The 22,662-nt window shown below is 62.8% G+C and carries 26 protein-coding genes; 12 read left to right on the top strand and 14 right to left on the bottom strand.

Annotated elements, in window-relative coordinates; translation table 11 throughout:
* On the top strand, positions 1 to 152 hold a 152-nt coding region (locus tag ACFVSI_RS03080), incomplete at its 5' end, for a DUF6895 family protein (protein ID WP_387819732.1).
* On the opposite strand, the gene ACFVSI_RS03075 is transcribed toward ACFVSI_RS03080, so the two are convergent.
* Complete coding sequence (locus ACFVSI_RS03075) at positions 128 to 880, bottom strand: SDR family oxidoreductase (protein WP_387819691.1); 753 nt, start codon at positions 878 to 880, stop codon at positions 128 to 130. The genes ACFVSI_RS03080 and ACFVSI_RS03075 overlap by 25 nt on opposite strands.
* Before the next feature lie 116 nt (positions 881 to 996).
* Positions 997 to 1,722, bottom strand: coding sequence for a 3-oxoacyl-ACP reductase FabG (gene fabG / locus ACFVSI_RS03070; RefSeq protein ID WP_387819689.1), 726 nt, complete (start codon positions 1,720 to 1,722; stop codon positions 997 to 999).
* A 153-nt stretch (positions 1,723 to 1,875) separates the two neighbouring features.
* Here fabG and ACFVSI_RS03065 point away from each other — a divergent pair, with 153 nt between their 5' ends.
* The 4 genes from ACFVSI_RS03065 to ACFVSI_RS03050 are packed head-to-tail and all read left to right on the top strand — an operon-like array spanning position 1,876 to position 3,984.
* Positions 1,876 to 2,379 (top strand): DUF3099 domain-containing protein, encoded by a 504-nt coding sequence (locus tag ACFVSI_RS03065; protein WP_387819687.1) that lies wholly within the window; start codon positions 1,876 to 1,878, stop codon positions 2,377 to 2,379.
* Complete coding sequence (locus ACFVSI_RS03060; protein WP_387819686.1) at positions 2,376 to 2,648, top strand: hypothetical protein; 273 nt, start codon at positions 2,376 to 2,378, stop codon at positions 2,646 to 2,648. Before ACFVSI_RS03065 ends, ACFVSI_RS03060 begins: the two co-directional genes overlap by 4 nt.
* Positions 2,649 to 3,515 carry an SURF1 family protein gene (locus tag ACFVSI_RS03055; RefSeq protein ID WP_387819684.1) on the top strand — a complete coding sequence of 289 codons (867 nt, stop codon included), beginning with the start codon at positions 2,649 to 2,651 and terminating at the stop codon, positions 3,513 to 3,515. It begins immediately after the preceding gene.
* Positions 3,499 to 3,984 (top strand): YbaK/EbsC family protein, encoded by a 486-nt coding sequence (locus ACFVSI_RS03050; protein ID WP_387819683.1) that lies wholly within the window; start codon positions 3,499 to 3,501, stop codon positions 3,982 to 3,984. The genes ACFVSI_RS03055 and ACFVSI_RS03050 overlap by 17 nt, the downstream gene beginning before the upstream one ends.
* A gap of 14 nt (positions 3,985 to 3,998) precedes the next feature.
* On the opposite strand, the gene ACFVSI_RS03045 is transcribed toward ACFVSI_RS03050, so the two are convergent.
* Positions 3,999 to 5,597, bottom strand: a complete 1,599-nt coding sequence (locus tag ACFVSI_RS03045) for an ABC-F family ATP-binding cassette domain-containing protein (RefSeq protein WP_262274984.1) — start codon at positions 5,595 to 5,597, stop codon at positions 3,999 to 4,001.
* A 276-nt stretch (positions 5,598 to 5,873) separates the two neighbouring features.
* Here ACFVSI_RS03045 and ACFVSI_RS03040 point away from each other — a divergent pair, with 276 nt between their 5' ends.
* Genes ACFVSI_RS03040 through ACFVSI_RS03030 form a run of 3 tightly spaced genes read left to right on the top strand, consistent with a single transcriptional unit; the run spans position 5,874 to position 7,889 of the window.
* Positions 5,874 to 6,521, top strand: coding sequence for a biotin transporter BioY (locus ACFVSI_RS03040; RefSeq protein ID WP_387819681.1), 648 nt, complete (start codon positions 5,874 to 5,876; stop codon positions 6,519 to 6,521).
* Positions 6,522 to 6,525: 4 nt separating this feature from the next.
* Entirely contained in the window at positions 6,526 to 7,263 is a 738-nt protein-coding gene (locus ACFVSI_RS03035) for an energy-coupling factor ABC transporter ATP-binding protein (RefSeq protein WP_387819679.1), read from the top strand.
* Positions 7,260 to 7,889: an energy-coupling factor transporter transmembrane component T family protein gene (locus tag ACFVSI_RS03030; protein WP_387819678.1), complete on the top strand. Its 630-nt coding sequence runs from the start codon at positions 7,260 to 7,262 to the stop codon at positions 7,887 to 7,889. The genes ACFVSI_RS03035 and ACFVSI_RS03030 overlap by 4 nt, the downstream gene beginning before the upstream one ends.
* A 4-nt stretch (positions 7,890 to 7,893) precedes the next feature.
* On the opposite strand, the gene ACFVSI_RS03025 is transcribed toward ACFVSI_RS03030, so the two are convergent.
* Both ACFVSI_RS03025 and ACFVSI_RS03020 read right to left on the bottom strand, forming a co-directional pair.
* On the bottom strand, positions 7,894 to 9,087 hold the full coding sequence (locus tag ACFVSI_RS03025) for a thiolase family protein (protein WP_387819677.1): 1,194 nt from the start codon (positions 9,085 to 9,087) through the stop codon (positions 7,894 to 7,896).
* Positions 9,080 to 10,471, bottom strand: coding sequence for a class I adenylate-forming enzyme family protein (locus ACFVSI_RS03020; RefSeq protein ID WP_387819676.1), 1,392 nt, complete (start codon positions 10,469 to 10,471; stop codon positions 9,080 to 9,082). The genes ACFVSI_RS03025 and ACFVSI_RS03020 overlap by 8 nt, the downstream gene beginning before the upstream one ends.
* Positions 10,472 to 10,532: 61 nt before the next feature.
* Between ACFVSI_RS03020 and ACFVSI_RS03015 the strand changes: the two genes are divergently transcribed.
* Positions 10,533 to 11,438: a neutral zinc metallopeptidase gene (locus ACFVSI_RS03015; protein ID WP_387819674.1), complete on the top strand. Its 906-nt coding sequence runs from the start codon at positions 10,533 to 10,535 to the stop codon at positions 11,436 to 11,438.
* A gap of 87 nt (positions 11,439 to 11,525) precedes the next feature.
* On the opposite strand, the gene ACFVSI_RS03010 is transcribed toward ACFVSI_RS03015, so the two are convergent.
* The 6 genes from ACFVSI_RS03010 to ACFVSI_RS02985 are packed head-to-tail and all read right to left on the bottom strand — an operon-like array spanning position 11,526 to position 16,698.
* On the bottom strand, positions 11,526 to 11,858 hold the full coding sequence (locus tag ACFVSI_RS03010; protein ID WP_144658786.1) for a metal-sulfur cluster assembly factor: 333 nt from the start codon (positions 11,856 to 11,858) through the stop codon (positions 11,526 to 11,528).
* A gap of 13 nt (positions 11,859 to 11,871) precedes the next feature.
* Positions 11,872 to 12,657 carry a Fe-S cluster assembly ATPase SufC gene (gene sufC, locus ACFVSI_RS03005; protein ID WP_262274977.1) on the bottom strand — a complete coding sequence of 262 codons (786 nt, stop codon included), beginning with the start codon at positions 12,655 to 12,657 and terminating at the stop codon, positions 11,872 to 11,874.
* A gap of 43 nt (positions 12,658 to 12,700) precedes the next feature.
* Complete coding sequence (locus ACFVSI_RS03000) at positions 12,701 to 13,057, bottom strand: non-heme iron oxygenase ferredoxin subunit (protein ID WP_144658784.1); 357 nt, start codon at positions 13,055 to 13,057, stop codon at positions 12,701 to 12,703.
* A gap of 37 nt (positions 13,058 to 13,094) precedes the next feature.
* Positions 13,095 to 14,399: a Fe-S cluster assembly protein SufD gene (gene sufD, locus ACFVSI_RS02995; RefSeq protein ID WP_387819672.1), complete on the bottom strand. Its 1,305-nt coding sequence runs from the start codon at positions 14,397 to 14,399 to the stop codon at positions 13,095 to 13,097.
* Between the two features lie 2 nt (positions 14,400 to 14,401).
* Positions 14,402 to 15,877 carry a Fe-S cluster assembly protein SufB gene (gene sufB, locus ACFVSI_RS02990; RefSeq protein ID WP_144658782.1) on the bottom strand — a complete coding sequence of 492 codons (1,476 nt, stop codon included), beginning with the start codon at positions 15,875 to 15,877 and terminating at the stop codon, positions 14,402 to 14,404.
* Positions 15,877 to 16,698: a helix-turn-helix transcriptional regulator gene (locus ACFVSI_RS02985; protein WP_387819669.1), complete on the bottom strand. Its 822-nt coding sequence runs from the start codon at positions 16,696 to 16,698 to the stop codon at positions 15,877 to 15,879. Before ACFVSI_RS02985 ends, sufB begins: the two co-directional genes overlap by 1 nt.
* A 110-nt stretch (positions 16,699 to 16,808) precedes the next feature.
* Between ACFVSI_RS02985 and ACFVSI_RS02980 the strand changes: the two genes are divergently transcribed.
* Genes ACFVSI_RS02980 through ACFVSI_RS02970 form a run of 3 tightly spaced genes read left to right on the top strand, consistent with a single transcriptional unit; the run spans position 16,809 to position 19,514 of the window.
* A complete protein-coding gene (locus ACFVSI_RS02980) occupies positions 16,809 to 17,774 on the top strand; it encodes an ABC transporter ATP-binding protein (RefSeq protein ID WP_387819667.1) in 966 nt (321 codons plus the stop codon).
* Positions 17,771 to 18,535 carry an ABC transporter permease gene (locus ACFVSI_RS02975; protein WP_387819665.1) on the top strand — a complete coding sequence of 255 codons (765 nt, stop codon included), beginning with the start codon at positions 17,771 to 17,773 and terminating at the stop codon, positions 18,533 to 18,535. Before ACFVSI_RS02980 ends, ACFVSI_RS02975 begins: the two co-directional genes overlap by 4 nt.
* 34 nt (positions 18,536 to 18,569) lie before the next feature.
* Positions 18,570 to 19,514, top strand: a complete 945-nt coding sequence (locus ACFVSI_RS02970) for a heme A synthase (RefSeq protein WP_387819663.1) — start codon at positions 18,570 to 18,572, stop codon at positions 19,512 to 19,514.
* Positions 19,515 to 19,613: 99 nt separating this feature from the next.
* Here ACFVSI_RS02970 and ACFVSI_RS02965 read toward each other — a convergent pair whose 3' ends face one another.
* From ACFVSI_RS02965 to ACFVSI_RS02955, 3 genes are all read right to left on the bottom strand, one after another.
* Positions 19,614 to 20,678, bottom strand: a complete 1,065-nt coding sequence (locus ACFVSI_RS02965; RefSeq protein ID WP_387819662.1) for a CU044_5270 family protein — start codon at positions 20,676 to 20,678, stop codon at positions 19,614 to 19,616.
* Complete coding sequence (locus tag ACFVSI_RS02960; RefSeq protein WP_387819660.1) at positions 20,644 to 21,237, bottom strand: RNA polymerase sigma factor; 594 nt, start codon at positions 21,235 to 21,237, stop codon at positions 20,644 to 20,646. The genes ACFVSI_RS02965 and ACFVSI_RS02960 overlap by 35 nt, the downstream gene beginning before the upstream one ends.
* Positions 21,238 to 21,559: 322 nt before the next feature.
* Entirely contained in the window at positions 21,560 to 22,522 is a 963-nt protein-coding gene (locus ACFVSI_RS02955) for a heme o synthase (RefSeq protein WP_387819658.1), read from the bottom strand.
* Between the last annotated feature and the right edge of the window lie 140 nt (positions 22,523 to 22,662).

Genomic DNA, 22,662 nt, shown 5'->3' with positions numbered 1-22,662 from the left:
GGGGCGCCCGCCCCGAGGGCCTGCCGGAGGAGATCGCGAGCTACCTCACCACCTGGCTGCCGGTGTGGACGGACATCTGGCGCGAGGTCGCCCAGTGGGACCTGGTCGCCGAGCTGATGATCAGAGTCTATTCAGCGCTCTTGCTGAAGTAATCCGAGCCGCCGACATACTCGGTGTGGCCCGACTCAACGTCAGCGGTCACCATTTTGGCAACCTCGGCGGCGAATTCTTCCACCGAGTACAGCTTGCCCGCTTCGGCCCGGCGGGCCTCAATGGCGCCCGGGTTCGACCGGTCAAGAAGCGTCGCCGTCACGGTCCCTTCGATCATGTCGCCGGAAACGACCACCAGCGAGATGCCCTTTTCCGCCAGGCTGGGCAGCAGTGCGCGCAGAGCGTCCTCCCCCGCGCGCTTGCTCTTGGCTACGGGCTCGTACTCAGGCATCGTGGGGACAGTCTCCACGAAGTGTGCCTGGTGGCTGGTCACGAAGACCACGCGCGAACCTTCGGGCATCAACGGCACGGCGGCGTTGAGCATGTTGATCTGCGCATCGCGGTTCAGCTTGAGGGCGTAGCCCTCCTCCATGCCGGTTTCCATGCCACCGGAGGCATTGAGCACCAGGACATCAAGGGATCCGAACTGCTCCATGGCCGTGCTGGCCAAGGCGTGTACGCCCTCGTCAGTGGTGAGGTCGGCTCCTACGGCTGCTGCGCGGCCGCCGGCAGCCTGGATTTCAGCTACAACCTTGTTGGCGCGGGGCGCCTTCTGGCGGTAATTGACGACGACGGCGGCACCCTCGCCAGCGAGGATCTTGGCAACTTCAGCGCCGATTCCGCGGGAAGACCCAGTGACGATCGCGGTCTTGTTATCCAGCGTTCCCATTCGTGCTCCTTTTGTTCAGTCCATCCAAATTCCGAGGGATCGGATTCCATCATGCCAGCGGCGGCGAAGAAATCCGTTGTAGGCCCCGGACAATAAGTACTGCTTCGGGTAGTGGGTCAGTGGCCCATTCCGAGGCCGCCGTCGACGGGAATGACGGCACCGGAGATGTAGGCGGCTTCGTCACTGGCAACCCAGCGCACCACGTCGGCCACTTCCGACGCCTCCGCGAAGCGCCCCGCGGGAACGCTGGCGAGGTAGGACTTCTGGGTCCCTTCGGGCAGTTCGGCTGTCATGTCCGTGTTGATGAACCCGGGCGCCACCACGTTGGCGGTGATGCCACGGCTCCCGAGCTCGCGCGTCAATGACCGTGCGATGCCCACCATGCCAGCCTTGGAGGCGGAGTAGTTGATCTGGCCCGGTGCGCCATAAAGGCCGGAGACCGAGGAGATCAGGACCACGCGGCCCTTGCGGAGCCTGATCATTCCCTTGGAAGCGCGCTTGATCACACGGAAAGCCCCGGTCAGGTTGGTGTCCAGCACCGAGGTGAAGTCGTCCTCGCTCATCCTCAAAAGCAGCGTGTCCTTGGTGATGCCTGCGTTTGCCACGAGGACTTCGACCGGGCCGTGCGCCTCTTCAACGATCTTGAACGCTGCGTCAATCGAAGCCTCATCCGTGACGTCTGCCTTGACCCCCAGGATTCCTTCAGGCAGCTCTGTTTCACTCCGGTAGGTAACTGCCACCTTGTCACCGTTGGCGAGGAAGGATTCGGCGATGGCCAGACCAATGCCCCGGTTGCCGCCGGTAATCAGGACGCTTCGACCGGTGGATACTGCTTCAGACATACGTTCGCTCCAGGTTCTGCGGTCATCAAAGACCGTTGTGAAGAGGGATTTTCCTGTTTCGATCTTATCCGCCGGCTAAAGCAACCCGCGGGTAACCGGCTCTCTGCGCGGTTTGGGCCGTCAGGGCGTTGGTGAGAGAATTGGAAGAGGCCTTTGGAGCGTGATGATTCAGTTGTGACACGAGAGAACAGTCCCCTGCAGCGGGTGCCCGGGGAACCGGACGCTGTTTCCGGCGACCCCGAAGTCCACAGCATCACCGACGCCGCTGCTGCCCACTCCGAGGACATGCGCGAACGGATGATCAAGTACGCAGTCGCCATGGGCATCCGCATGGTGTGCATCATCCTGATTTTCGTCGTGGACGGCTGGTTCAAAATCATCGCCATCGCAGGCGCTGTCTTCCTCCCATGGTTCGCCGTGGTCATTGCCAACGGCAACGACAAAGCCGAGGCCCCGAGCGATTCCCTCCTCGACTACGTTGCGGTTCCTGAAATCGAACGTTCGGATGAGCCCGCGGATGACCCGGATGATGGGGCGCCCACGGTGCTTCAGGGCGAGCTGGTTGATGACACGCCAGTTGACGGCGAAGCGGAACCAAAGATGGAAAACCATGCAGGAGAGGCCGGACACCCCGGCGACGAACGGGCGGCTTCATGAATATCTTCAACCTTGGCGGCACAGGTTTGGCCGGCCAGGAGTCGGCGCGTGCCACCGGCGCGGCCATGTGTTCCAGGAAGGGGTGCCGCCTGGATGCCCAGTGGCAACTCCTGTGGAACAACCCGCGCATCCACACTCCGGAGCGGCGCAAGGTGTGGCTTTCCTGCGGTCACCACAGGGAATGGCTTGAAGAGTATCTGCAGACCCGAGGCCTCTGGAAAGAGACCGTGCCCTTCGCGGATGATTCAACAGCGAACGAGGCTCACTGAATGTATCGGTTCCTTTTCTCCAGCAAATGGCTGGGGTACTTCGTTCTGGCCGTGATCTTCGCTACTGCCTGCGTGTTCCTGGGCCGCTGGCAGATGGACCGCCGGGCTGAAACACTGGCCGAAATCAACCGGGTTGTCAGCAACTATTCGGCGACACCGGTCCCCTACGCCGAAATCAAGGACCAGTTCGACGCACTGGATCCTGAACGGGAGTGGACCCGGGTCCAGCTTCGGGGCACCTACGACACCGAAGGGCAGCGGGTAGTGCGCAACCGTCCGTTGAATGGCCAGCCAGGTTACGACGTCGTCGTGCCCTTCCGCCTTACTACCGGCCAGGCCGTGGTGATCGACCGCGGTTGGCTGCCGATCGGCAACAACACACCTGGCCGTCCCGACGTCGTCCCCGCGCCGCCCGCAGGCGAGGTCACCGTCATCGCGCGCTTGAAGCCGGCGGAGCCAAAGCTGGACCGTGGAGCGGTGGAGGGCCAGCTCGCGTCCATCGACCTGGCAAGCTTTGCCACGGAACTGCCCTACCCCATCGCCCACGGTGCTTATGGGCAGCTTGCCAGCGAAGACCCTGCCGTGCAGCCCATGCCCACGCCCTTTCCGAAGCCCGCTACCGAAGAGGGCACCCATCTCTCGTACTCCCTGCAGTGGTTCGCGTTCGGGGTTCTGATGTTTATCGGGTTCGGCTACGCCGCACGCCAGCAGGCGCGCAACGCAGCCATCGATGCCGAGGACGAGGAAGACGAGCAGATCGTGGCTGCTGGCGCCGTTTCGCGCAAACGTGCTCCGGCACCCCGGAGGGGCAAACGGCCAACGTCCGAAGAAGAGGAAGACGCCATCCTGGATGCCCAAGGCTACTGAGAACATTCCTGCTCCCGTCCTGAACGTGAAGTCGGCGTTGACCACAGCGGGAGTTGAAGACACCGTCCGGATTTTCGAGACGCACGTGCCCACTGCCGCTGCAGCCGCGACGGTCCTGGGATGCGACGTCGCTGCCATTACCAATAGCCTGATCTTCGAGGTCGACGGCGGTCCGCTGCTCATCCTTGCCAGCGGAGCGGCCAAAGTGGACACGGCGCTAGTGGCGACCCAATTGGGGACGGCAAAGATCCGCCGAGCCACGCCGGACTTTGTCCTGCAGCACACCGGCCAGGAAGTGGGCGGAGTTGCACCTGTGGGCCATCCCAGACCTCTGAGAACAATTCTGGACGACTCGCTTCAGGAACACCCGTTGCTGTGGGCAGGCGCAGGAGACCACCACTCGATGTTCTCGATCACCTACCGGGAATTGGCCCGGATTACCGGCGCGGAAGAACTCCGCGTCCGGTAGCCCCGGCGCTGCGGCTAGGCCAGCGTGATGAGGTCCAGGTAGTCCTCGTTCCAGTGGTCCTCGACTCCATCCGGAAGCAGCACAACGCGCTCCGGGTTCAGCGCTGACACAGCACCTTCATCGTGGCTGACCATGACGACGGCGCCGGTATAGTTCTTGAGCGCACCAAGAATTTCGGCGCGGCTGGCCGGGTCAAGGTTGTTGGTGGGCTCGTCCAGGAGCAGCACGTTGGCACTCGATGCCACGATCGTGGCCAGGGCCAGGCGCGTCTTCTCACCACCGGACAGAACGCCTGCAGGCTTGTCGACGTCGTCTCCGGAGAACAGGAACGAGCCCAGGATTCCACGGACTTCGGCATCCTTCATGTCCGGTGCCGAGGACCGCATGTTTTCCAGTACGGTGCGCTCGTGGTCAAGGGTTTCGTGCTCCTGGGCGTAGTAGCCCACCTTGAGACCATGGCCCGGGATGATGTCTCCGGTATCGGGTTTGTCGACGCCGGCCAGCATGCGCAGCAGGGTGGTCTTGCCGGCACCGTTTAGCCCGAGGATAACCACCTTTGAACCACGGTCGATGGCCAGGTCCACATCCGTGAAGATTTCCAGGGAACCGTAGGACTTGCTCAGGCCCTCCGCGGTGAGCGGCGTCTTGCCGCACGGTGAAGGATCCGGGAAGCGCAGGGCCGCGACGCGATCGTTTTCGCGAACCGCCTCGAGTCCGCCGAGCAGCCGTTCAGCGCGCTTGGCCATGTTTTGGGCCGCAACGGCCTTGGTGGCTTTGGCGCGCATCTTGTTGGCCTGGTCGATCAGGACCTGGGCCTTCTTCTCTGCGTTGGCACGCTCGCGCTTGCGGGCGCGCTCGTCGGTTTCACGCTGCTGGAGGTAACGCTTCCAACCCATGTTGTAGTAATCGATCTGTGCCCGGTTGGCATCCAGGTGGTAGACCTTGTTAACGGTTGCCTCCAGCAGTTCCACGTCGTGGCTGATGACGATGAGGCCGCCTTGGTGGTCCTTCAGGAAGTCGCGAAGCCAGGTGATGGAATCCGCGTCCAAGTGGTTGGTGGGTTCATCGAGCAGCAGTGTCTCAGCGGACGAATAGAGGATGCGGGCGAGCTCTACACGGCGGCGCTGACCACCGGAGAGGGTCTTCAACGGCTGGTTGAGGATGCGCTCAGGGAGCGCAAGGTTGGAAGAGATCGCGGCAGCTTCGGCTTCGGCGGCGTATCCGCCACCGGCCAGGAACTCGGCTTCGAGGCGGTCGTACCGGCTCATGGCTTTGCGCTGGACATTCGCGTCCTCGCTGGCCATCTCCTGCTGGGCTTTCTTGAGTTTGCCCACGACAACATCCAGGCCTCGTGCCGAGAGGATCCGGTCCCGTGCAAGCTGCTCCATGTCCGGGGTCCTGGGATCCTGGGGCAGGTAGCCGATTTCACCGCTGCGGGTCACTTTCCCGCCGGCAGGCAGGCCCTCTCCGGCCAGAACGCGCGTGAGGGTTGTTTTGCCGGCACCGTTGCGTCCGACAAGCCCGATCTTGTCGCCCTTGTCCACCCTGAAGTTGACCTGGTCCATGAGCAGGCGTGCGCCGGCGCGGAGTTCGAGTTCCTGGACGGTAATCAATTCGGGTGATGCCTTTCAATGGGGAACGCCTGCGGGGCCGGTGGGCCCAATGACTGCGGCGGGGTATGGCTGTGAGAACAGCCTGTCCAAGTCTACCGGCACCCTGGACGCGGGCCGACATCGTCCTCCGGCAGCGGAACTTGTGCCAACATCCAAAGAACCACCGAACACCCTTGTAGGGAGGCTCCAAAATCCCCTGCGCCCAGCGTCCGTATTCTCGAAGCCAGGGGAAACATCCACATGTCATCGCACCACTTTGATCCGTTAGGACCTGTCATGAGCAAGACCGACTCCGCCACAGCCGCCGACGCCACAGCCGCCGACGCCACTGTTCAGCGGCCCGCCGCCTCACGCAAACGCTGGAACGCTACCGATCTCGGCCTCATCGCCGTTTTTGCCGCCCTCGTGGCGGTGTCGTCGATTGTTCCAGGCATCCCGGTAGGGGCACTTGGCGTGCCAATCACGTTGGCGACCCTGACGGTCATGCTGAGCGGACTGGTTCTTGGCGCTGGCCGCGGTTTTGCCGCCGTCGGGCTTTATGTCCTCCTGGGCCTGGCAGGCCTGCCCATCTTCAGTGGCGGCCGCAGCGGATTGGGCATCCTTGCGGGCCCATCGGCGGGGTACATCGTTGCTTTTCCGCTGGCTGCCGCAGCTACCGGCTACCTTGCCGCCGTCGTGATCCGCAGGACGGTCAAGTACCGGGGACTTTGGCTCTTTGCGGCCACTATGGTGAGCAGCATCGTGATCGTTCACGGTCTGGGCATTCTGGGAATGATGGTCAACGCGAAACTGGACTTTGGCAAGGCACTCCTGGCCGATCTGCCCTTCCTTCCAGGAGATACCCTGAAGAACGTTCTGGCTGTGGTCATCGCTGTGGCCATCCACAAAGCTTTCCCCGACGTCCTGGTACGTCGGGTCAAGTAGGGACATGGGCGCCATCAGTTTCAGCGGAGTCTCGGTGCGGGTTGCCGTCGACTCCAGTGATCGACCCAAAACCCTGCTGCAGGACGTTTCCCTGGAGCTCACCGAGCGCCGGATTGGCGTCATCGGTGCCAACGGCTCGGGCAAGTCCACCTTTCTGCGCCTCCTGAACGGCCTGGTGGAGCCCTCCGATGGAAGCGTCGTGGTGCATGGTCACAACACGCGTTCAGACGTCCGGCGGGTCAGGGCGAACGTTGGTTTCGTCTTCACCGACCCTTTGTCCCAACTGGTGATGCCCACTGGCCGGGAAGACGTTGAGCTGTCCCTACGCCGCTCCATCAAGAACTCCAAAGAACGGGCCACGCGTGCTGAAGAGGTCCTGGACCGCTTTGGCCTTCTCCGGGTGGCAGACCAGAGCATCTACGAGCTCTCGGGCGGAGAGCGGCAGTTGTTGGCCCTCGCTGCGGTACTGGCCGTGAATCCTGGGGTTCTGGTCCTCGACGAGCCTTCAACCCTGCTGGATCTGCGCAACCGCGAACTCCTGCGCCGGACCATCGCTGGACTTGGGCAGCAGGTCATCATGTCCACGCACGACCTCGACTTGGCCCAAGACATGGACCGGATCCTGGTGGTGGAGGACGGCCGTATTGTGTTCGACGGCGGAGCGGCCGAAGGCGTCGACCGTTACCGTGCATTGTGTGCGGCTACCGTCGATAGGCTGCCGTTGGAAGGGACACCGCAATGAGGGGCCATGGCTTCCTGTTGGCGAACCATATTGCAGGAAACTCCCTTCTCCACCGCACTCCCCTTTGGCTGAAGTTCCTGGTGGTCGTGGCCTGCGGGACGGCCTCATTCCTGATTGTGGACTGGGCCGTGTCCCTGGCAGCCTTTGTGCTCATGTCTTTGCTGTTCCTTCTCAGCGGCGCAGGCATCAAGCGATTGCTGCGCACCCTCTGGACAGTAGCGCCGATACTGCTGGCCATAGGCCTCTTCCAGTGGTGGCAGCTGGGCGGTCCCACGGCGGCCCGCATCGTGCTCAACGTGCTCGTCTGTGTGGTGGCTGCATCCTTACTGACAGTCACCACACCCGTGCAGGAACTGTTGGACGGAGTGGTTTCCCTTTCCAAACCGTTCCGCAGGTTCGGCGCAGACCCGGAACGCTTCGCCCTGACCATCGCCGTGATGCTCAGGAGCATTCCCTTCATTGCCGGAGCCTTCGCAGACGTGCGGGATTCAGCCCGCGCCCGCGGCCTTGAGCGGAACCCGCGGGCTTTGGTCCTGCCGGTCTTCATCACCACCGTGGCGTACGCCCGCCAGGCCGGCGATGCCTTGGCCGCCCGTGGATTGGGAGAGGCAGAGGAGATACCGTGAGGGACTACAACCGGGTGTAGCGCAGGAGGCTGGCGGTGCCCATGCCACCGGCGATACTGATCATCGCCAATCCGAGGGCAGCTGTTCCTGTCTCTTGGTACAGTGCGCGGGCCTGCGCCAACAGGCGGGTTACCAATACCGCGCCGGACGCACCATAACCATGGCCCAGGGCCAGCGCACCGCCCTCCAGGTTGGCCTTCACAGGATCAACGCCAACGTGCTCCAGACACGCGATGGTCTGCGAGGCGAACGCCTCATTGAACTCAACCAGGTTCAGCGCTTCGGCTGACATCCTGTGGCTGGCGAGCAGCCGTTCGGCGGCGTAGGCCGCCCCGATCCCGAGCAGTTCCGGATCGACTCCAGCGGTATCGTTGGCGAGTACTTCCAAGCCGTCCACGGCACCCGCAGCGCGTGCCCGTGCAAGGGACGTCACGACGACGGCGGAGGCGGCGTCCGCGTCGAAGCAGGAGTTCGCCGCCGTGACGGTTCCGCCGGGGACGAAAGCGGCGGGGAACCGTCCCATGAGGCCGGGCCGCAGCGACGCCTTGGGGCCGTCGTCGGCAGTTACCGGCGCACCCGTGCCAGCCAGCGGGACGATCTCGTCGGTGAACTTGCCCGTCGCCGCAGCCTCGACGGCGCGGCGATGGCTGCGCAGGGCATACTCATCCTGCTGTTCGCGAGTGACGGTAAAGGTCCTGGCGACGTGCTCCGCAGCGACACCCATGTCCGGGTCGCCGAACTGTTGCGGCACAAAGGTGGCCCGTGAATAGAAGTCCAGGCCGCCGTCGTCGTTCCTGTTGGCCCGAGCGGGGGCCGTACTGATGCTTTCGACGCCGCCGGCAAGGAACACCGGATCACCGCCGGCAGCCACCAGCCTTGATGCCAGTGCGATGGCGTCCAGGCCCGAACCGCACTGACGGTCCACGGTCAGTCCCGGCACGGTGACGGGCAAACCGGCCTCGAGCGCGGCAAACCTGGCGAGGTTGCCGCCTCCGCCCACTGCATTGCCGATGATGACGTCGTCAATGTCCGCGGGGTCCAATCCCGTAGTTTCCAGCAGCGCACCAAGCACCGGCGCCAGCAGTTCAGGCGCGGTGAGGTGTTTGAGTTGTCCGTTGGCCCGGCAAATCGGCGTCCGGAGCGCAGCGATGATGACCGGCCGGCGGGACGGGTCGGTTACCGGCGTTGCGCTAGCCAAGGACTTGCGCCCGTGGGTCGTGGTTCTTGATCCAGTCCAGGAGCACCTTCCGGCTCACCTTGCCGCGGTCGGTCATCGGCAGCTCGGAGAGCAGGAAATACTGCAGCGGCCACTTGTCCCGCGCCAAGAGGCCGTCGAGACCCGTGCGGAGCTGCGTGGCTGTCACGGCACCATAGGCAGGAACCACGCCGGCGATCACCTTTTGGCCGCGGACATCGTCAGGTGCGCCGGCAGCGACCGCAACCTCGATGCCCGGAACAGAGGCCAGGGCCAGTTCCACCTCATGGGGATACACGTTCTTCCCGGACGTGACGATCATGTCCGATCGGCGGCCAAGTATGTGGAGCACTCCATCCTGCAAGTAGCCCTGGTCCCCTACGGTGTACCAGCCGTCGAGGCATCGCAAAGCATGCCCGTCGTCGCCCCAAAGGTAACCGTTGCTGACCATACCGCTGCGTACGCTGATGTTGCCGTGCGCCCCGTCAGGCAAGACGTGACCGGCATCGTCAAGGATGCGCAGTTCCACGCCGGGAAACGGGCTTCCGATACCGGTGCCCCCGGCATCGAGCGGCTCACCGGCGGACAGGCGGGTTCCGGAAACAAAACTCAGCTCCGAGGCGCCGTAGTACTCATAGATGGCGGCATGGGGAGCCCACCGACGGGCGGCCCCCAGGGTGCGCGCGTCCAGCTTGGAGCCGGCACAGATGATGCTGCGGATTCCCGAGGCATCCACGTCACCGGCCAAGCCCCTTTCGCTCAGCAGGCGGAGCATGGTGGGTGCCAGCACCAAGCGGGTGATGCCGTCATGGCTGATGGCGGCGTGCGCGTCCCCCACATCGAATGAGTCAAGAGTGTGGAAGGCGGCGCCGGCATAGAGGCACTCGGACAAGGCATAAAGATTGAGGCTTGCCGAGAGAGGCCCAGGGGCCAGTGTGTGGTCATCTGGAGAGAGTCCGAAGAACTCAATGGAAGCTTCGAACGAGACCTGCCAGGAGCGCCGGGACCGGGTAAAGGCTTTGGGCACGGAAGTGGTGCCTGACGTCAGGCCAACCAGGAAGGTGCTCGAAGGATCTCCGTCCACAAGACCTACGCCCACAGCAGTCCCGGAGTCCGCGATACGGGAGGCAACTTCCTCAATCATGGGTGCGGGCCAGTGAGGGTCAAGGACAGCGCAGCGCCGCTCCCCCGCGACGGCGGCGGCATATCGCTCAACGAAGTGAACCGAGTTGGGCTCGGCAAGTACTGTGGTGGTTCCGGTGGCACCCAAGAGCTGCGTGGCTGCGTCTCGAAGTCCGGCCCAGGTAATCCGGCTGCTGCCCACGACGACGGCGGTGTCGTGCGGGCGCTCATCAGCCCAGAGGTGAAGTTTGTCCAGGAAAGGCATCCAGCCAATTTTACGGCAGTGTCCGGCGCCGGGCAGCAAAAGTGACGTCTATTCTGGCTGTATGAGTTTCAATGATGGCGCGCAGCTTGACCCGTCCCAAGTGGAGGACCGACGTGGCAGTGGTATGGGGAGGGGGACCAAGATCGGTGGTGGCATCGGTGGAGGCATCGTGGTGCTGCTCCTTGCACTCTTCGGTATCAACCCCAATATCCTGGGGGACCTTGGCGGTGGCGGAACAGCGCCTCCTGCCATCGAAAGCGGCAGTGGTTCCGGAGGTGTGCAGGAATGCAAGACCGGGGCCGACGCCGACAAACGTCTCGACTGCCGGATCACCGGAACGGTCAACAGCCTGAACGCCTTCTGGCCCGATTACCTCGCCCAGTACAACGTCAAATACTCCAAGCCGGGGACTGTCATCTTCGATCAGGTGACCAGCACCGGATGCGGACAGGCCACAACCGCTGTCGGGCCCTTCTACTGCCCGGCCGACGTCAAGGCATACTTCGATCCCGGGTTCTTTGACGAACTGGTGACCCGTTTCGGATCCTCCGGCGGCCCGCTGGCCCAGGAGTACGTCGTGGCGCATGAATTCGGCCACCACATCCAGAACATCCTTGGCAACCTCGACCGCGCACAGCAGGATCCACAGGGTCCCCAGTCCGGTGGAGTGCGGGTGGAGCTGCAGGCAGATTGCTACGCCGGCCTCTGGGTGCGCTACGCCTCGACGCAGGCCGATCCTGCAACCGGCAAGCCCTTCCTGGATCCCATCACGCAGCAGGATCTGCAGGACGCGTTGTCCGCAGCTTCCGCCGTGGGCGACGACAGGATCCAGCAGGCCGCAACCGGGCGGGTTTCGCCCGAGTCCTGGACCCATGGCTCCAGTGCGCAGCGTCAGAAATGGTTCTCACAGGGTTACAGCACCGGTGACATCAACAAGTGCGACACCTTCGGGGTTGCCACGCCATAAGGCCTACTGTCTCCATAAACAGAAAGGGTTCCGGGCGCAATGCCCGGAACCCTTCCTGTTGTCCGCATGAGCGGACGAAATTCCTGATCAGATGTTGAAGCCGAGGGCCCGCATCTGGTCCTTGCCGTCGTCGGTGATCCGTTCCGGACCCCATGGCGGCATCCATACCCAGTTCAGGCGCCAGTCATCGACGATGCCGTCCAAGGACTTGCCGACCTGTTCTTCCAACACGTCCGTCAGCGGGCAGGCCGCCGTGGTGAGGGTCATGTCGATCAGGAGGGCGCCGTCGTCGTCGGAGTACTTAAGGCCGTACAAAAGGCCCAAGTCAACGACGTTCACCCCAAGCTCGGGGTCGATGACGTCCTTGAGCGCTTCCTCGACGTCCTCGAGGCTGGTGCGCGCAGCGTTGATTTCGGTCATAAGGCGATCCTAACTAGGCCTGTGCGGCAGGAGCAACAGCGACGCCGGCACCTGCGGCGTAACGGTCGTAGCCTTCTTCTTCGAGGCGGTCTGCAAGCTCCGGTCCGCCCTCTTCAACAACCTTGCCGTCGACGAAGACGTGAACGAAGTCCGGCTTGATGTAGCGGAGGATGCGGGTGTAGTGGGTGATGAGCAGGGTACCCATGTCGCCTTCGGCGTGCGCGCGGTTGACGCCTTCGGAGACAATCTTGAGGGCGTCGACGTCGAGGCCGGAGTCGGTCTCGTCAAGGACAGCAAACTTGGGCTTGAAGAGTTCGAGCTGGAGGATCTCGACGCGCTTCTTCTCGCCACCGGAGAAGCCTTCGTTGACGTTGCGCTGGGCGAAGTCGGCATCGATGCGCAGCTGCTGCATGGCTGCCTTGACGTCCTTGGTCCACGTACGCAGGGCAGGTGCCTCGCCGTCGATCGCGGTCTTGGCGGTCCGCAGGAAGTTGGTCATGGTGACGCCCGGAACCTCTACCGGGTACTGCATGGCCAGGAAGACGCCGGCGCGTGCACGCTCGTCGACGCTCATCTCCAGGACATCTTCACCGTCCAGGGTGATGCTGCCGCTGGTGACCGTGTAGCGCGGGTGGCCGGCGATGGTGGAAGCAAGGGTGGACTTGCCGGAGCCGTTGGGGCCCATGATCGCGTGGGTCTCGCCTGTCCTGATGGTCAGGCTGACGCCCTTCAGGATCTCCTTGGTGCCCTGCTCCGTCTCGATGCTGACGTGCAGGTCCTTGATCTCAAGAGTAGACATGCTCTTCTTTCTTTCCGTTCGTAAGTCTGGCGGTACTTGGCGCTCAGTAATTGTTGACGGGAGCGCCGTTCACAACGTTGGTCACGTCCACGTACACGTCTTCGCCGTCGATGGTGACGGCGAAAACGGGGACGGGGTCGTAGGCAGGCAACTGGAGGGGCTGGCCGCTGCGCAGGTCGAACTGGGAACCGTGTCCCCAGCATTCGATCGCGCAGCCCTCGACCTCTCCCTCGGACAACGAGATGTCAGCGTGCGAGCAGGTGTCTCCGACGGCGTGGATCTCGCCCATCGAGTCCTTGACGATGGCTACGGGGTAGTCATCGATCAGGACGCGCAACGCCTGCTTGACCTTGATGTCGTTGGCGTTGCACACCAGTTCGCCCTTGATGTGATCACTCATGCTTGTCCTGTTGGCCTGTCCTGGTTGTTGATGGACGTTAGTTGTCGGTTTCGGCGAGCTCGCGCTCAACGGCGTCGGTCAGTCGTTCTTCGATGGCCGGTACCTTGATCTTCTGGATGATCTCGTTGAGGAAGCCGCGGACTACCAAGCGACGGGCGACATCTTCCGGGATACCGCGGGCCATCAGGTAGAACAAGTGCTCGTCGTCGAAGCGGCCCGTGGCGCTGGCGTGGCCAGCTCCCTCGATGAGGCCCGTTTCGATCTCCAGGTTGGGAACGGAGTCCGCGCGGCAGCCATCGGTCAGGACCAGGTTCTGGTTCTTCTCGTAGCTGTCGGTGCCTTCGGCGTTCTTCTGGATGAGGACGTCACCAACCCACACGGTGTGAGCACCCTTGCCCTGCAGTGCGCCCTTGTAGAGCACGTTGGAGACGCAGTTGGGTTGCCCATGGTCAACATAGGTGCGGTGCTCAAGGTGCTGTCCGGCGTCCGCGAAGTACAGGCCAAAGAGCTCCACTTCGCCGCCGGGTGCTGCGAAGCGGGCCGTCGGCGTGACGCGGACGAGGTCGCCACCGAGGCTGACCACAATGTGCTTGAACTTGGCGTCGCGGCCGATCTTGGCCTGCTGCGAGGACGCGTGGACGGAATCGTCGTTCCATTCCTGCAGCGACACAACGGTCAGCTCGGCGCCGTCCTCAAGGACGATCTCCACATTCTCGGAAACAACCGCAGAACCTTCATGGCCCAGGACCAGGACGGCTTTGGAGAACTTCTCAGCCACAACCACAACGTGCTGGGCGGCGGCATCCGTACCGACACCCGAAAGGGTTACGGTGATCTCCGACTCAAGGGACGTCTCCGAGGGAACCGTGATGACGGTGGCTTCCTTGAAGTTCGCCCAGGCGTTCGCGGAGACGCGGTCCTCGGGAATACCTGCCTGGCCGATGCGCTTGTCATCGCGGCCGACAGTCTCAACCGTCACACCCTCGGGAGCGTTGACGGACACAGTGGGAGCAGCGCCGGTCAGGGCTTCGCTGTGCAGCCCGCGAAGGCGGCGCAGCGGGGTGAACCGCCAGTCCTCTTCCAGGCCGGTCAGTGCCTTGAAGTCCTCAACGTTGTATGAGGTGAGGCGGCCGGCGCGGGAGCTGTCCGGGACGCCAACGCCGCCACCGTGCGAGTGTCCCTTCGCCGAAGCGCCGGCGAGAGGACCGCTGGAGGGCTGTGCCGCCGTCGAGCTGTCCGCGTTGATGGGCGAGAGGTTCTCGCCTTCTTCGGTGAAGCCGTCGATAAAGGGCTGTGCTGAGGGCGCGCCTATGCGTGCTTTTTCAGTAGTGATATCAGTCATTGTTAACCGACGGATCCTTCCATCTGAAGTTCAATCAAGCGGTTGAGCTCGAGGGCGTATTCCATGGGCAGTTCACGGGCGATTGGCTCGATGAAGCCGCGCACGATCATGGCCATTGCCTCGTCCTCCGGCATGCCGCGGGACATCAGATAGAAGAGCTGTTCTTCGCTGACGCGGGAAACGGTTGCCTCGTGGCCCAGTACGACGTCGTCCTCGCGGATGTCGATGTAGGGGTAGGTGTCCGAACGCGAGATGGTGTCCACCAGGAGCGCGTCACAACGGACCGTGTTGGCAGAGTGCTTGGCACCTTCGCGGACCTGGACCAGGCCACGGTACGCTGCACGGCCACCACCACGTGCAACCGACTTGGAGATGATGGAGCTCTTGGTGTTCGGTGCAATGTGCACCATCTTGGAACCGGTGTCCTGGTGCTGCCCTTCGCCCGCGAACGCGATGGACAGCGTCTCGCCCTTGGCGTGCTCGCCCACGAGGTAGACGGCCGGGTACTTCATGGTCACCTTGGAACCGATGTTGCCATCGACCCATTCCATGGTGGCGCCCTCTTCGCAGATGGCGCGCTTGGTGACCAGGTTGTACACGTTGTTGGACCAGTTCTGGATGGTGGTGTAGCGGACGCGGGCGCCCTTCTTCACGATGATTTCCACAACTGCAGAGTGCAGCGAGTCCGAGGTGTAGATCGGAGCCGTGCAGCCTTCGATGTAGTGCACGTAGGAGTCTTCGTCAGCGATGATCAGCGTGCGCTCGAACTGGCCCATGTTTTCCGTGTTGATACGGAAGTAGGCCTGCAGCGGGATGTCCACGTGGACACCCTTGGGAACGTACACGAACGAGCCACCGGACCAAACGGCGGTGTTCAGCGAAGCAAACTTGTTGTCGCCCACGGGGATGACGGTGCCGAAGTACTCCTGGAAGATTTCCGGGTGTTCCTTCAAAGCGGTGTCGGTGTCCAGGAAGATTACGCCCTGGGCCTCCAGGTCTTCGCGGATCTGGTGGTAGACAACCTCGGACTCGTACTGGGCCGCGACGCCGGATACCAGGCGGCTGCGCTCAGCTTCCGGGATACCCAGCTTTTCGTAGGTGTTCCGGATGTCCTCGGGAAGGTCTTCCCACGTGGCTGCCTGCTTCTCGGTGGAGCGTACGAAGTACTTGATGTTGTCGAAGTCGATGCCCGAGAGGTCTGCACCCCAGGTGGGCATGGGCTTGCGGTCGAAGTACTTCAGACCCTTGAGGCGCAGATCGAGCATCCATTCGGGCTCGCTCTTCTTGTCGGAGATGTCACGGACAACCTCCTCGTCGAGGCCACGACGGGCGTTGGCGCCAACGTCGTTCTTGTCGGCCCAGCCGTACTCGTAGTTTCCGATACCGTGCAGCTCGGGATTCTTCTCCAGAATCTCCGAGATCACAGTGCCGTCAGCTACCGCCTTCTCTGCTGTTCCTTCAGCTAATTGACCCGTCATCACGGCCTTTCTTGCTGGTTGTTTGATTCCTGGGACAGGCTTGCGGTCTGCTCTGCCGTACCTGGGGGTACAGTGGCAGCCGGTCGCCCGGTAGGTATGTGGGTGGTGCAGACGTGACCGCCTTGCGCCAATGTGGACAGCCGGCGGACATCGACGCCGACCAGCCGGGAAAACACCGCGGTTTCGGTATCGCAGAACACCGGAAACTGGGCTGCGAGCTGCTGGATCGGGCAATGTCCCTGGCACAGCTGGACACTGGACAAAGCCGCGGGCAAGGGAGCCTTGGCTTCGATTGAATGCGCGGAGGCGACGAAACGGTCCCGGCTCAAGGCCTTGGACAATGCCATTGCGCGGGCCGTGATGTCATCTCCGGCCGCCTGGACCTCAGGAGCGTACCGGCGTTCCATCTCCGCGAAACGCTCTTCGGCGTATTCCCGGACAGCGTCTTCGCCTGCAAGCTCCTGCAGGCGCTTCAGGGCCGAGCTCGCGATGTTCAGGTAATCATCGCCCAGCTTGGACTGCCCTTGGGAACTGAGCACGTAGCGGCGGGCAGGGCGACCAGCGCCTGAACCGGCTTTGGCGACCCTTTTGACTTCAATGACGCCACTGCGCTCCAGGTGGTCCAGGTGCCTGCGGACGGCGGCGGGGGTGAATCCGAGAAGATCCCCCAATTCGGCCGCGCTGACAGGACCATTCTCGAGCACGGCACTGAGGACACGGTCACGGGTGCGGTCATCCGCGTCCGGCAGCGAGGGCGAGGCGCCAAGGGCCTCTGCCGCTGCAGCATGCCGCTTTGGAGGCATGGATAATGGACTGCTCATGGAATACACAACACAATCATGTCGTAATTTGTTTCATGCATCCAGTAAGGCAAGACTGACCTTGGCTTCGCCGCAAAGTGTGACCGTACTACTTCACGTAGAATACTTTGGTGCGATCACCCGAATCTCCCGTCCTCATCATAGATGGACTCATCAAGGACGTAGGCCCGCTTGCTTCCCTCGACGGCAAAATGCTGCGGGTTGTCAGTGGACTTTCCCTGGTAGCTGAGCGCGGCCAGGTCACCGCCCTTCTTGGTGCCAACGGAGCCGGAAAGACCACCACCCTCGAATGCGCCCAAGGCCTGCAGAAACGGACAGGTGGCTCCATTTCCCTTCTGGGGGCGGACCCGGACACTGCAGGTGCTCAGTTGCGCGCCCGGGTAGGTGTGATGCTCCAGGACGGTGGCCTGCCGCCGTCGGCCCGTCCCATCCCGCTGTTGCGTCACGTCGCGGGCATGTACAGCAACCCCATGAATGTCGACGCCTTGGTCGAACGGCTGGGCATCAACCAGTTCAGCAGAACCGGTGTGCGGCGGCTGTCGGGCGGCCAGAAACAGCGGCTGGCTTTGGCTGCAGCACTGGTGGGAAACCCTGAGATCCTGTTCCTCGATGAGCCCAGTGCCGGCCTGGATCCGCAGTCCAGGCAAATGGTCTTCGACCTTATTGCCGAACTGCGCGACGCCGGGATGGGGATTGTGCTTACTACCCACCTCATGGACGACGCCGAACGGCTGGCGGACTACGTCTACATCATCGACGGCGGCCATAACGTGGCCGAGGGTACCGTGGCTGAACTGCTGCGGCATGACCACTCCGCTGACCCGGCGTCATCGGACCGCACCCTTTACTTTGATGCCCCGGCCGGACTGGACTTCACTGGTGTTGTTGGCGGCGCGCTCCGGGTCACCGAATCGCGCTCCGGAAGTTATTCCATTACGGGCGCCATCACCCCCACTGACCTGGCGAGCCTGACGGCCTGGTGGGCAGAACGGAACATCATGCCGGCCTCGTTGCGATTGGAAGCACGAAGCCTCGAAGACGTGTTCCTCGACATCTCCGGAAGGGATCTCCGATGAGCGGGCTTCTCACTCCCAACGCAGGGCCGGCTTCCCTGCCGCGCCGGATCATGCAGCAGGGGCGGTACGAAACTGTCACCATGCTTCGCAACGGTGAACAACTGATCCTGGCCATTGTCCTGCCGCTCATGGCCTTGGTGGGCCTGGTGGTCACTCCCCTGCTGGACGGCCTCGGTCCATCCCGCGTTGACACTGCCACGCCTGGCATCCTGGCGCTGTGCGCGATGTCCACGGCGTTCACCGGACAAGGCATCGCCACGGGGTTTGATCGGCGGTATGGGGTTCTTCGGTTCCTTTCCACCACGCCTTTGGGCAGGGGCGGCCTTATCGCCGGGAAGATCCTCGCCGTGCTGGTGGTCCTTTTCCTTCAGGTGGTGGTTGTGGGAGTGGTGGCCGGTTTCCTCGGATGGCAGCCCCGTCCGGAAGCCTGGCTTCCCGGGTTGGGCCTGCTGATCCTTGGCGCTGCAGCCTTCACTGCCTTGGGATTGCTCGTCGCCGGAACTGTTCGGCCCGAGGCCACCCTAGCCATCACCAACTTGCTCTGGATCCTGCTGGGTGCGCTGGGCGGAATCGTTGTTCCGGCCGACCGTCTCCCGGCCTTGCTGCAGGGCATTGTGCATTTCCTGCCTTCGGGCGCCTTGGGCCAAGGTCTGCGCGATGCGTTCTTGCTTGGCACCGTATCCCTGCCCGCTGTCCTTGTCCTTCTGCTGTGGACTGTCGTGGCCGGCGCAGCAGCCATCCGCTGGTTCAAGTGGAACTAAGCAAATCCGAGCAGAACAAAGAAGCGAGAAAACTGTGAGCACGGCATCGCGCCTCCCGAAAACCGTCCAGCAATGGACGTCAAAGCTGCCCACCGAAGTCAATGCGGCCGTACGCCGGCTGGCGTTGCTGTCCCTCATCGGGCAGACCATCCTGGTGGTAACAGGAGGTGCAGTGCGGCTCACTGCGTCGGGCCTGGGTTGCCCGACATGGCCCCGCTGCACCAGCGATTCCCTGGTGAATACGCCCGAAATGGGAATCCACGGTTTCATCGAGTTCGGCAACCGCTTGCTGACGTTCGCCCTGGCCGCCGTCGCCGCGCTGATGCTCGTGTATCTGTGGAACCTCCGCAAGCAGCGTCGTGATCTCTTCCTGCTTGCGCTCGGCCTCCTTGCCAGCATCCCCGCACAGGCCGTTATTGGCGGGATCACCGTCCTGTCCAACCTGAACCCCTGGGTAGTTGGGCTACACTTCCTGGTCTCCATGGCGTTGGTGGTCTTTGCGACCCTGCTGGTCAACCGGGCTTACGGGCGCACAGGCCGTTTCATGAATCGGACACTGCCCGCACTGCCCGCTGTAACGCGGCCCGTGATGCTGGCGGTTGCCGTTTTCTCAGCGCTCTCGGTGATGCTCGGCGTCGTAGTTACAGGTGCCGGCCCGCACGCAGGGGACGCCGATGCTCCGAGGAACGACCTTGACTGGGACCTCTTTTCCCACATCCACGCGATTCCTGCGTACCTCATCACAGCCGGTACATTGTTCGCCGTTTTCCTGGTTGTCCGGCGCAGGATCAGCGGCCCGTTCCGCACTGCTGCCTACCTCTTGTTGGGCGTCACTTTGCTTCAGGCCGCCATCGGATTCACCCAGTACTACAACGGGATTCCGGCGCTTTTGGTGGGCGCGCACATGCTTGGTGCTGCACTCCTGATGAGCGCAGCCACGAATGCAGCGGATGTGGCCAAGCACAGTCCGGCCGGCTAGCCGCGCACGTTCGTGTAGGCGGAGTTTGTCCGATTGCCGTGGTTCGGTTGGCCGCCATAAGGTGGCCAACCGAACCACGCTGCGTTCTGACAGCGCTTCTTAAGGCGCCGAGTCCACCACTGACGTCCTCACAGACGTCCATGCCGCAGCCGTGTTGGCCGGAATGCCGGATTCGGCTACCAAATACACCGTTCGCTCGCCGATCAGCTGTCCCGTTTCGGGGTCGACAATGATGTCATCGCGGAATTTGCCGTCGGCAAAATATACTCCGAGGGCAACTCCCTGCTGCCCGTCAAGGGTTGCTTGTTTGTCCGCCACCACGATGCCGGGAATCAACGCTGCGGCCTTGTACATTGCTGCCCTCAAATCGGCGGGGATGACGCCGGTGCGAAGCGCCGACGCTATCGTCGTCAAGGCTTCGCTCTCAGCTGATGGGCCCTTGCCCTTGGTCCTGTCGTATATCAGTTGCAGGAGCTTTTCGGGCTCGCGCGGTAAGGTCTCGAAGGCTTCTGCAAGTGGTGTACCAAGAATCTGCTCTGGACTGCCGCCATAGAACCCCCCTGCCTTCCCCCGCAGAATTCCCACGAGTTGGGGGGCTTCGAGAACCGGACCGTCCTGGAGAGCAGACTGTTTGTCTGCCTCGGCGCGCGACTCTTCGCCGAAAAAAGTTGTGGGTATCCGAGGCTCCCGTTTCCATACCCATTCGCCGGTAATATCGGCCGGAATGTACATCTGACCACCAGTGGTCTCGAGCCATGACACAGCTGTTCCGTCATCCCTTCCGACGGTGCTGGCGTAGACCGCTTTGGTATCTACTTTCAAGTACTGCCCTGGTCCTATGGAGGGATCGGACGTCCGGATTGTCGCCAGCGCGGCGTTGTTCAGGATCTCTGCCGCTTCGGCCGTAGCTCCCGGAGTGGGGCGGACGACATCTGCCACGACTAATCCGCCCACGACCAAGGCGGCGGCCGCTGAAGCCAGCAGGACACGGCGGCGGAACTGGAGCTGGCTGACGCTTCTCTCCGAGGTGTCGACGGCTTGAACCCCGACGTCGACCACATTGCCGATATTGGCCATGACTCTGGTCCGACCCCTGGCCAAGGTGGCCGCCGGGGCTGAGCCGATGTCGCTACGCATTTCGCGGAGCAGCTGCAAGTCGTCCATTGTCGTTCTCCGTTTCGTCAAGAGTGAGGTCGAGTTGTGATCGGAGGGTCCGGCGCGCACGGTTCAGGCGTGACCGCACTGTCCCCACGGGAACCTTCATGGCGAGGGCGATCCCCTCGTAGGTCAGGTCCGCCCAGGCGTAGAGGAGCAGGGTTTCCCGGTCAATGGCGGCCATGCTTTTCAGGGCGCGGGCGATTTGCCTGGCAGCCACCGTGGCGTCCACCTGGGCGGCAATCCGGTCGGTGTCGTCGGAAAGCCCCTCCCGGGATGACGCTTTTGCAACGGTTTTCAGCATCCTGGCTTCTGCGCGGTGGTGACGCCGCAATAGATTCGTCGCGATCCCGAAGAGCCAGGGCCGGGCATCCTCCCGGGCATGGTCGTAGCTTCCGAGTTGCTGCCACGCGACCAGAAACGTTTCCGATGTGACGTCCTCGGCTACGAAGTCGCCAGCCCTTCTAGCGGCGAACCGGTAAATGATGGGCGAATGTCGGTCATACAGCTCCCCGAAGGCTTCGGGGCTTTCCCGGCACCGCCTGATGATGTCGTTGTCTGTGCTCACACTCTGTATTGCCCGCTTGGCGCTCATGAGTTCACGGGACTGCCTTCCCTGTGTTTGTCTGTATTCCACCGAAGCGTACTTTGCTACGGATGATGCCGACCCACAGTGGACGCCGCCCACCGAGTACCCTCGCTGGCAATTGAACGAGCGTGGGCGGGAAGCGGGAGGGACGTGATTGGGCGTTGGGGGGAAGCGGGAGGGATGTGATTGAGGGGCGGGTCCAAGCGGTAGGGATGTGAGCGAGGGTGGGTAAACGGAACGACGTCGGCACCCGAGTGAGTGCCGACGTCGTCGGATGTTACTGCGCTTGTGAACGCCGGGGTCAGCCGCCGATAAGCGGCGAGCCGATGAACGGATCCACGGCCAACGCGATGAAGAGCAGTGTGAGGTAGCTGATGGAGCCGTGGAAGACCTTCATGGCTCCCTTGTTGGAGACGTCGCCACCCTGGGCCCGCTTGTAAAGGGCGTGGCTTTCGTAGAGGAACCATGCACCGGCAGCAACCGCGACGATGGTGTAGACCCAACCGGCCCCACCGACCGGAATCATCAGCAGTGAGCAGGCGACCATGGCCCAGGCGTACAGGACCACCTGCACCGAAACCACCTTGGCGCCGGCGATGGCTCCGAGCATGGGAACGTTGGCGTTGCGGTAGTCCTCGCCGTAGCGCATGGACAGCGGCCAATAGTGCGGGGGCGTCCAGAGGAAGATCACCATGAACAGGACGATCGCGGGCCACTCAACAGTGTTGGTCACCGCAGCCCATGCAATGAGCACAGGGAAGCAGCCGGCGGCGCCGCCCCACACGATGTTCTGTGCCGTGCGGCGCTTGAGGATCATCGTGTAGATGACCACGTAGAACACAATGGCACCCAGGCCGAGCCATGCCGACAGCGGGTTGGCGCCGAACCACAGGATGGCGATGGACGCGGCACCCAGGATCCAAGCGAACACGAGGGCTTCGCGCGGTGTTACTTCACCTGTCACCAAGGGGCGCTTTTCCGTGCGGTGCATCAGTTTGTCGATGTCGCGGTCGATGTAACAGTTAAAGACGCCGGCGCTGCCCGCTGCGAACGCTCCACCGACGAGGGTCGCGAGGATGAGTCCGATGGAGGGAAAGCCGCGCTGGGCGAAGATCATGGTGGGGAGAGTGCTGACCAGGAGGAGCTCGATCACGCGGGGTTTGGTCAGTGCCAGATACGCCTTCAGCTTACGGGAAGTTCCGATGCTCCCCCGGGCCGGGGAGGCGTTCACGGGCGTATCAGTTGTGCTCACGGCGGCAGTCACTCTGTTCTATGCTCTGGGGTTCTCGCAGCGGATGTTCGTCCCGGTCGTTGAAGCAAACGCGGGCCCATGAACCGCTGGTGGCCTCCAAATATCATACCGTGGACGGAAGTGGCCCGATGTCCCCAAAAAACGCCAATGTT

The organism is Paenarthrobacter sp. NPDC057981, assembly GCF_042886835.1.
Taxonomy (GTDB): Bacteria; Actinomycetota; Actinomycetes; order Actinomycetales; family Micrococcaceae; genus Arthrobacter.
The sequence above is the reverse complement of the archived record's forward strand: the minus strand, read 5'-3'. Positions and strand labels throughout refer to the sequence as shown.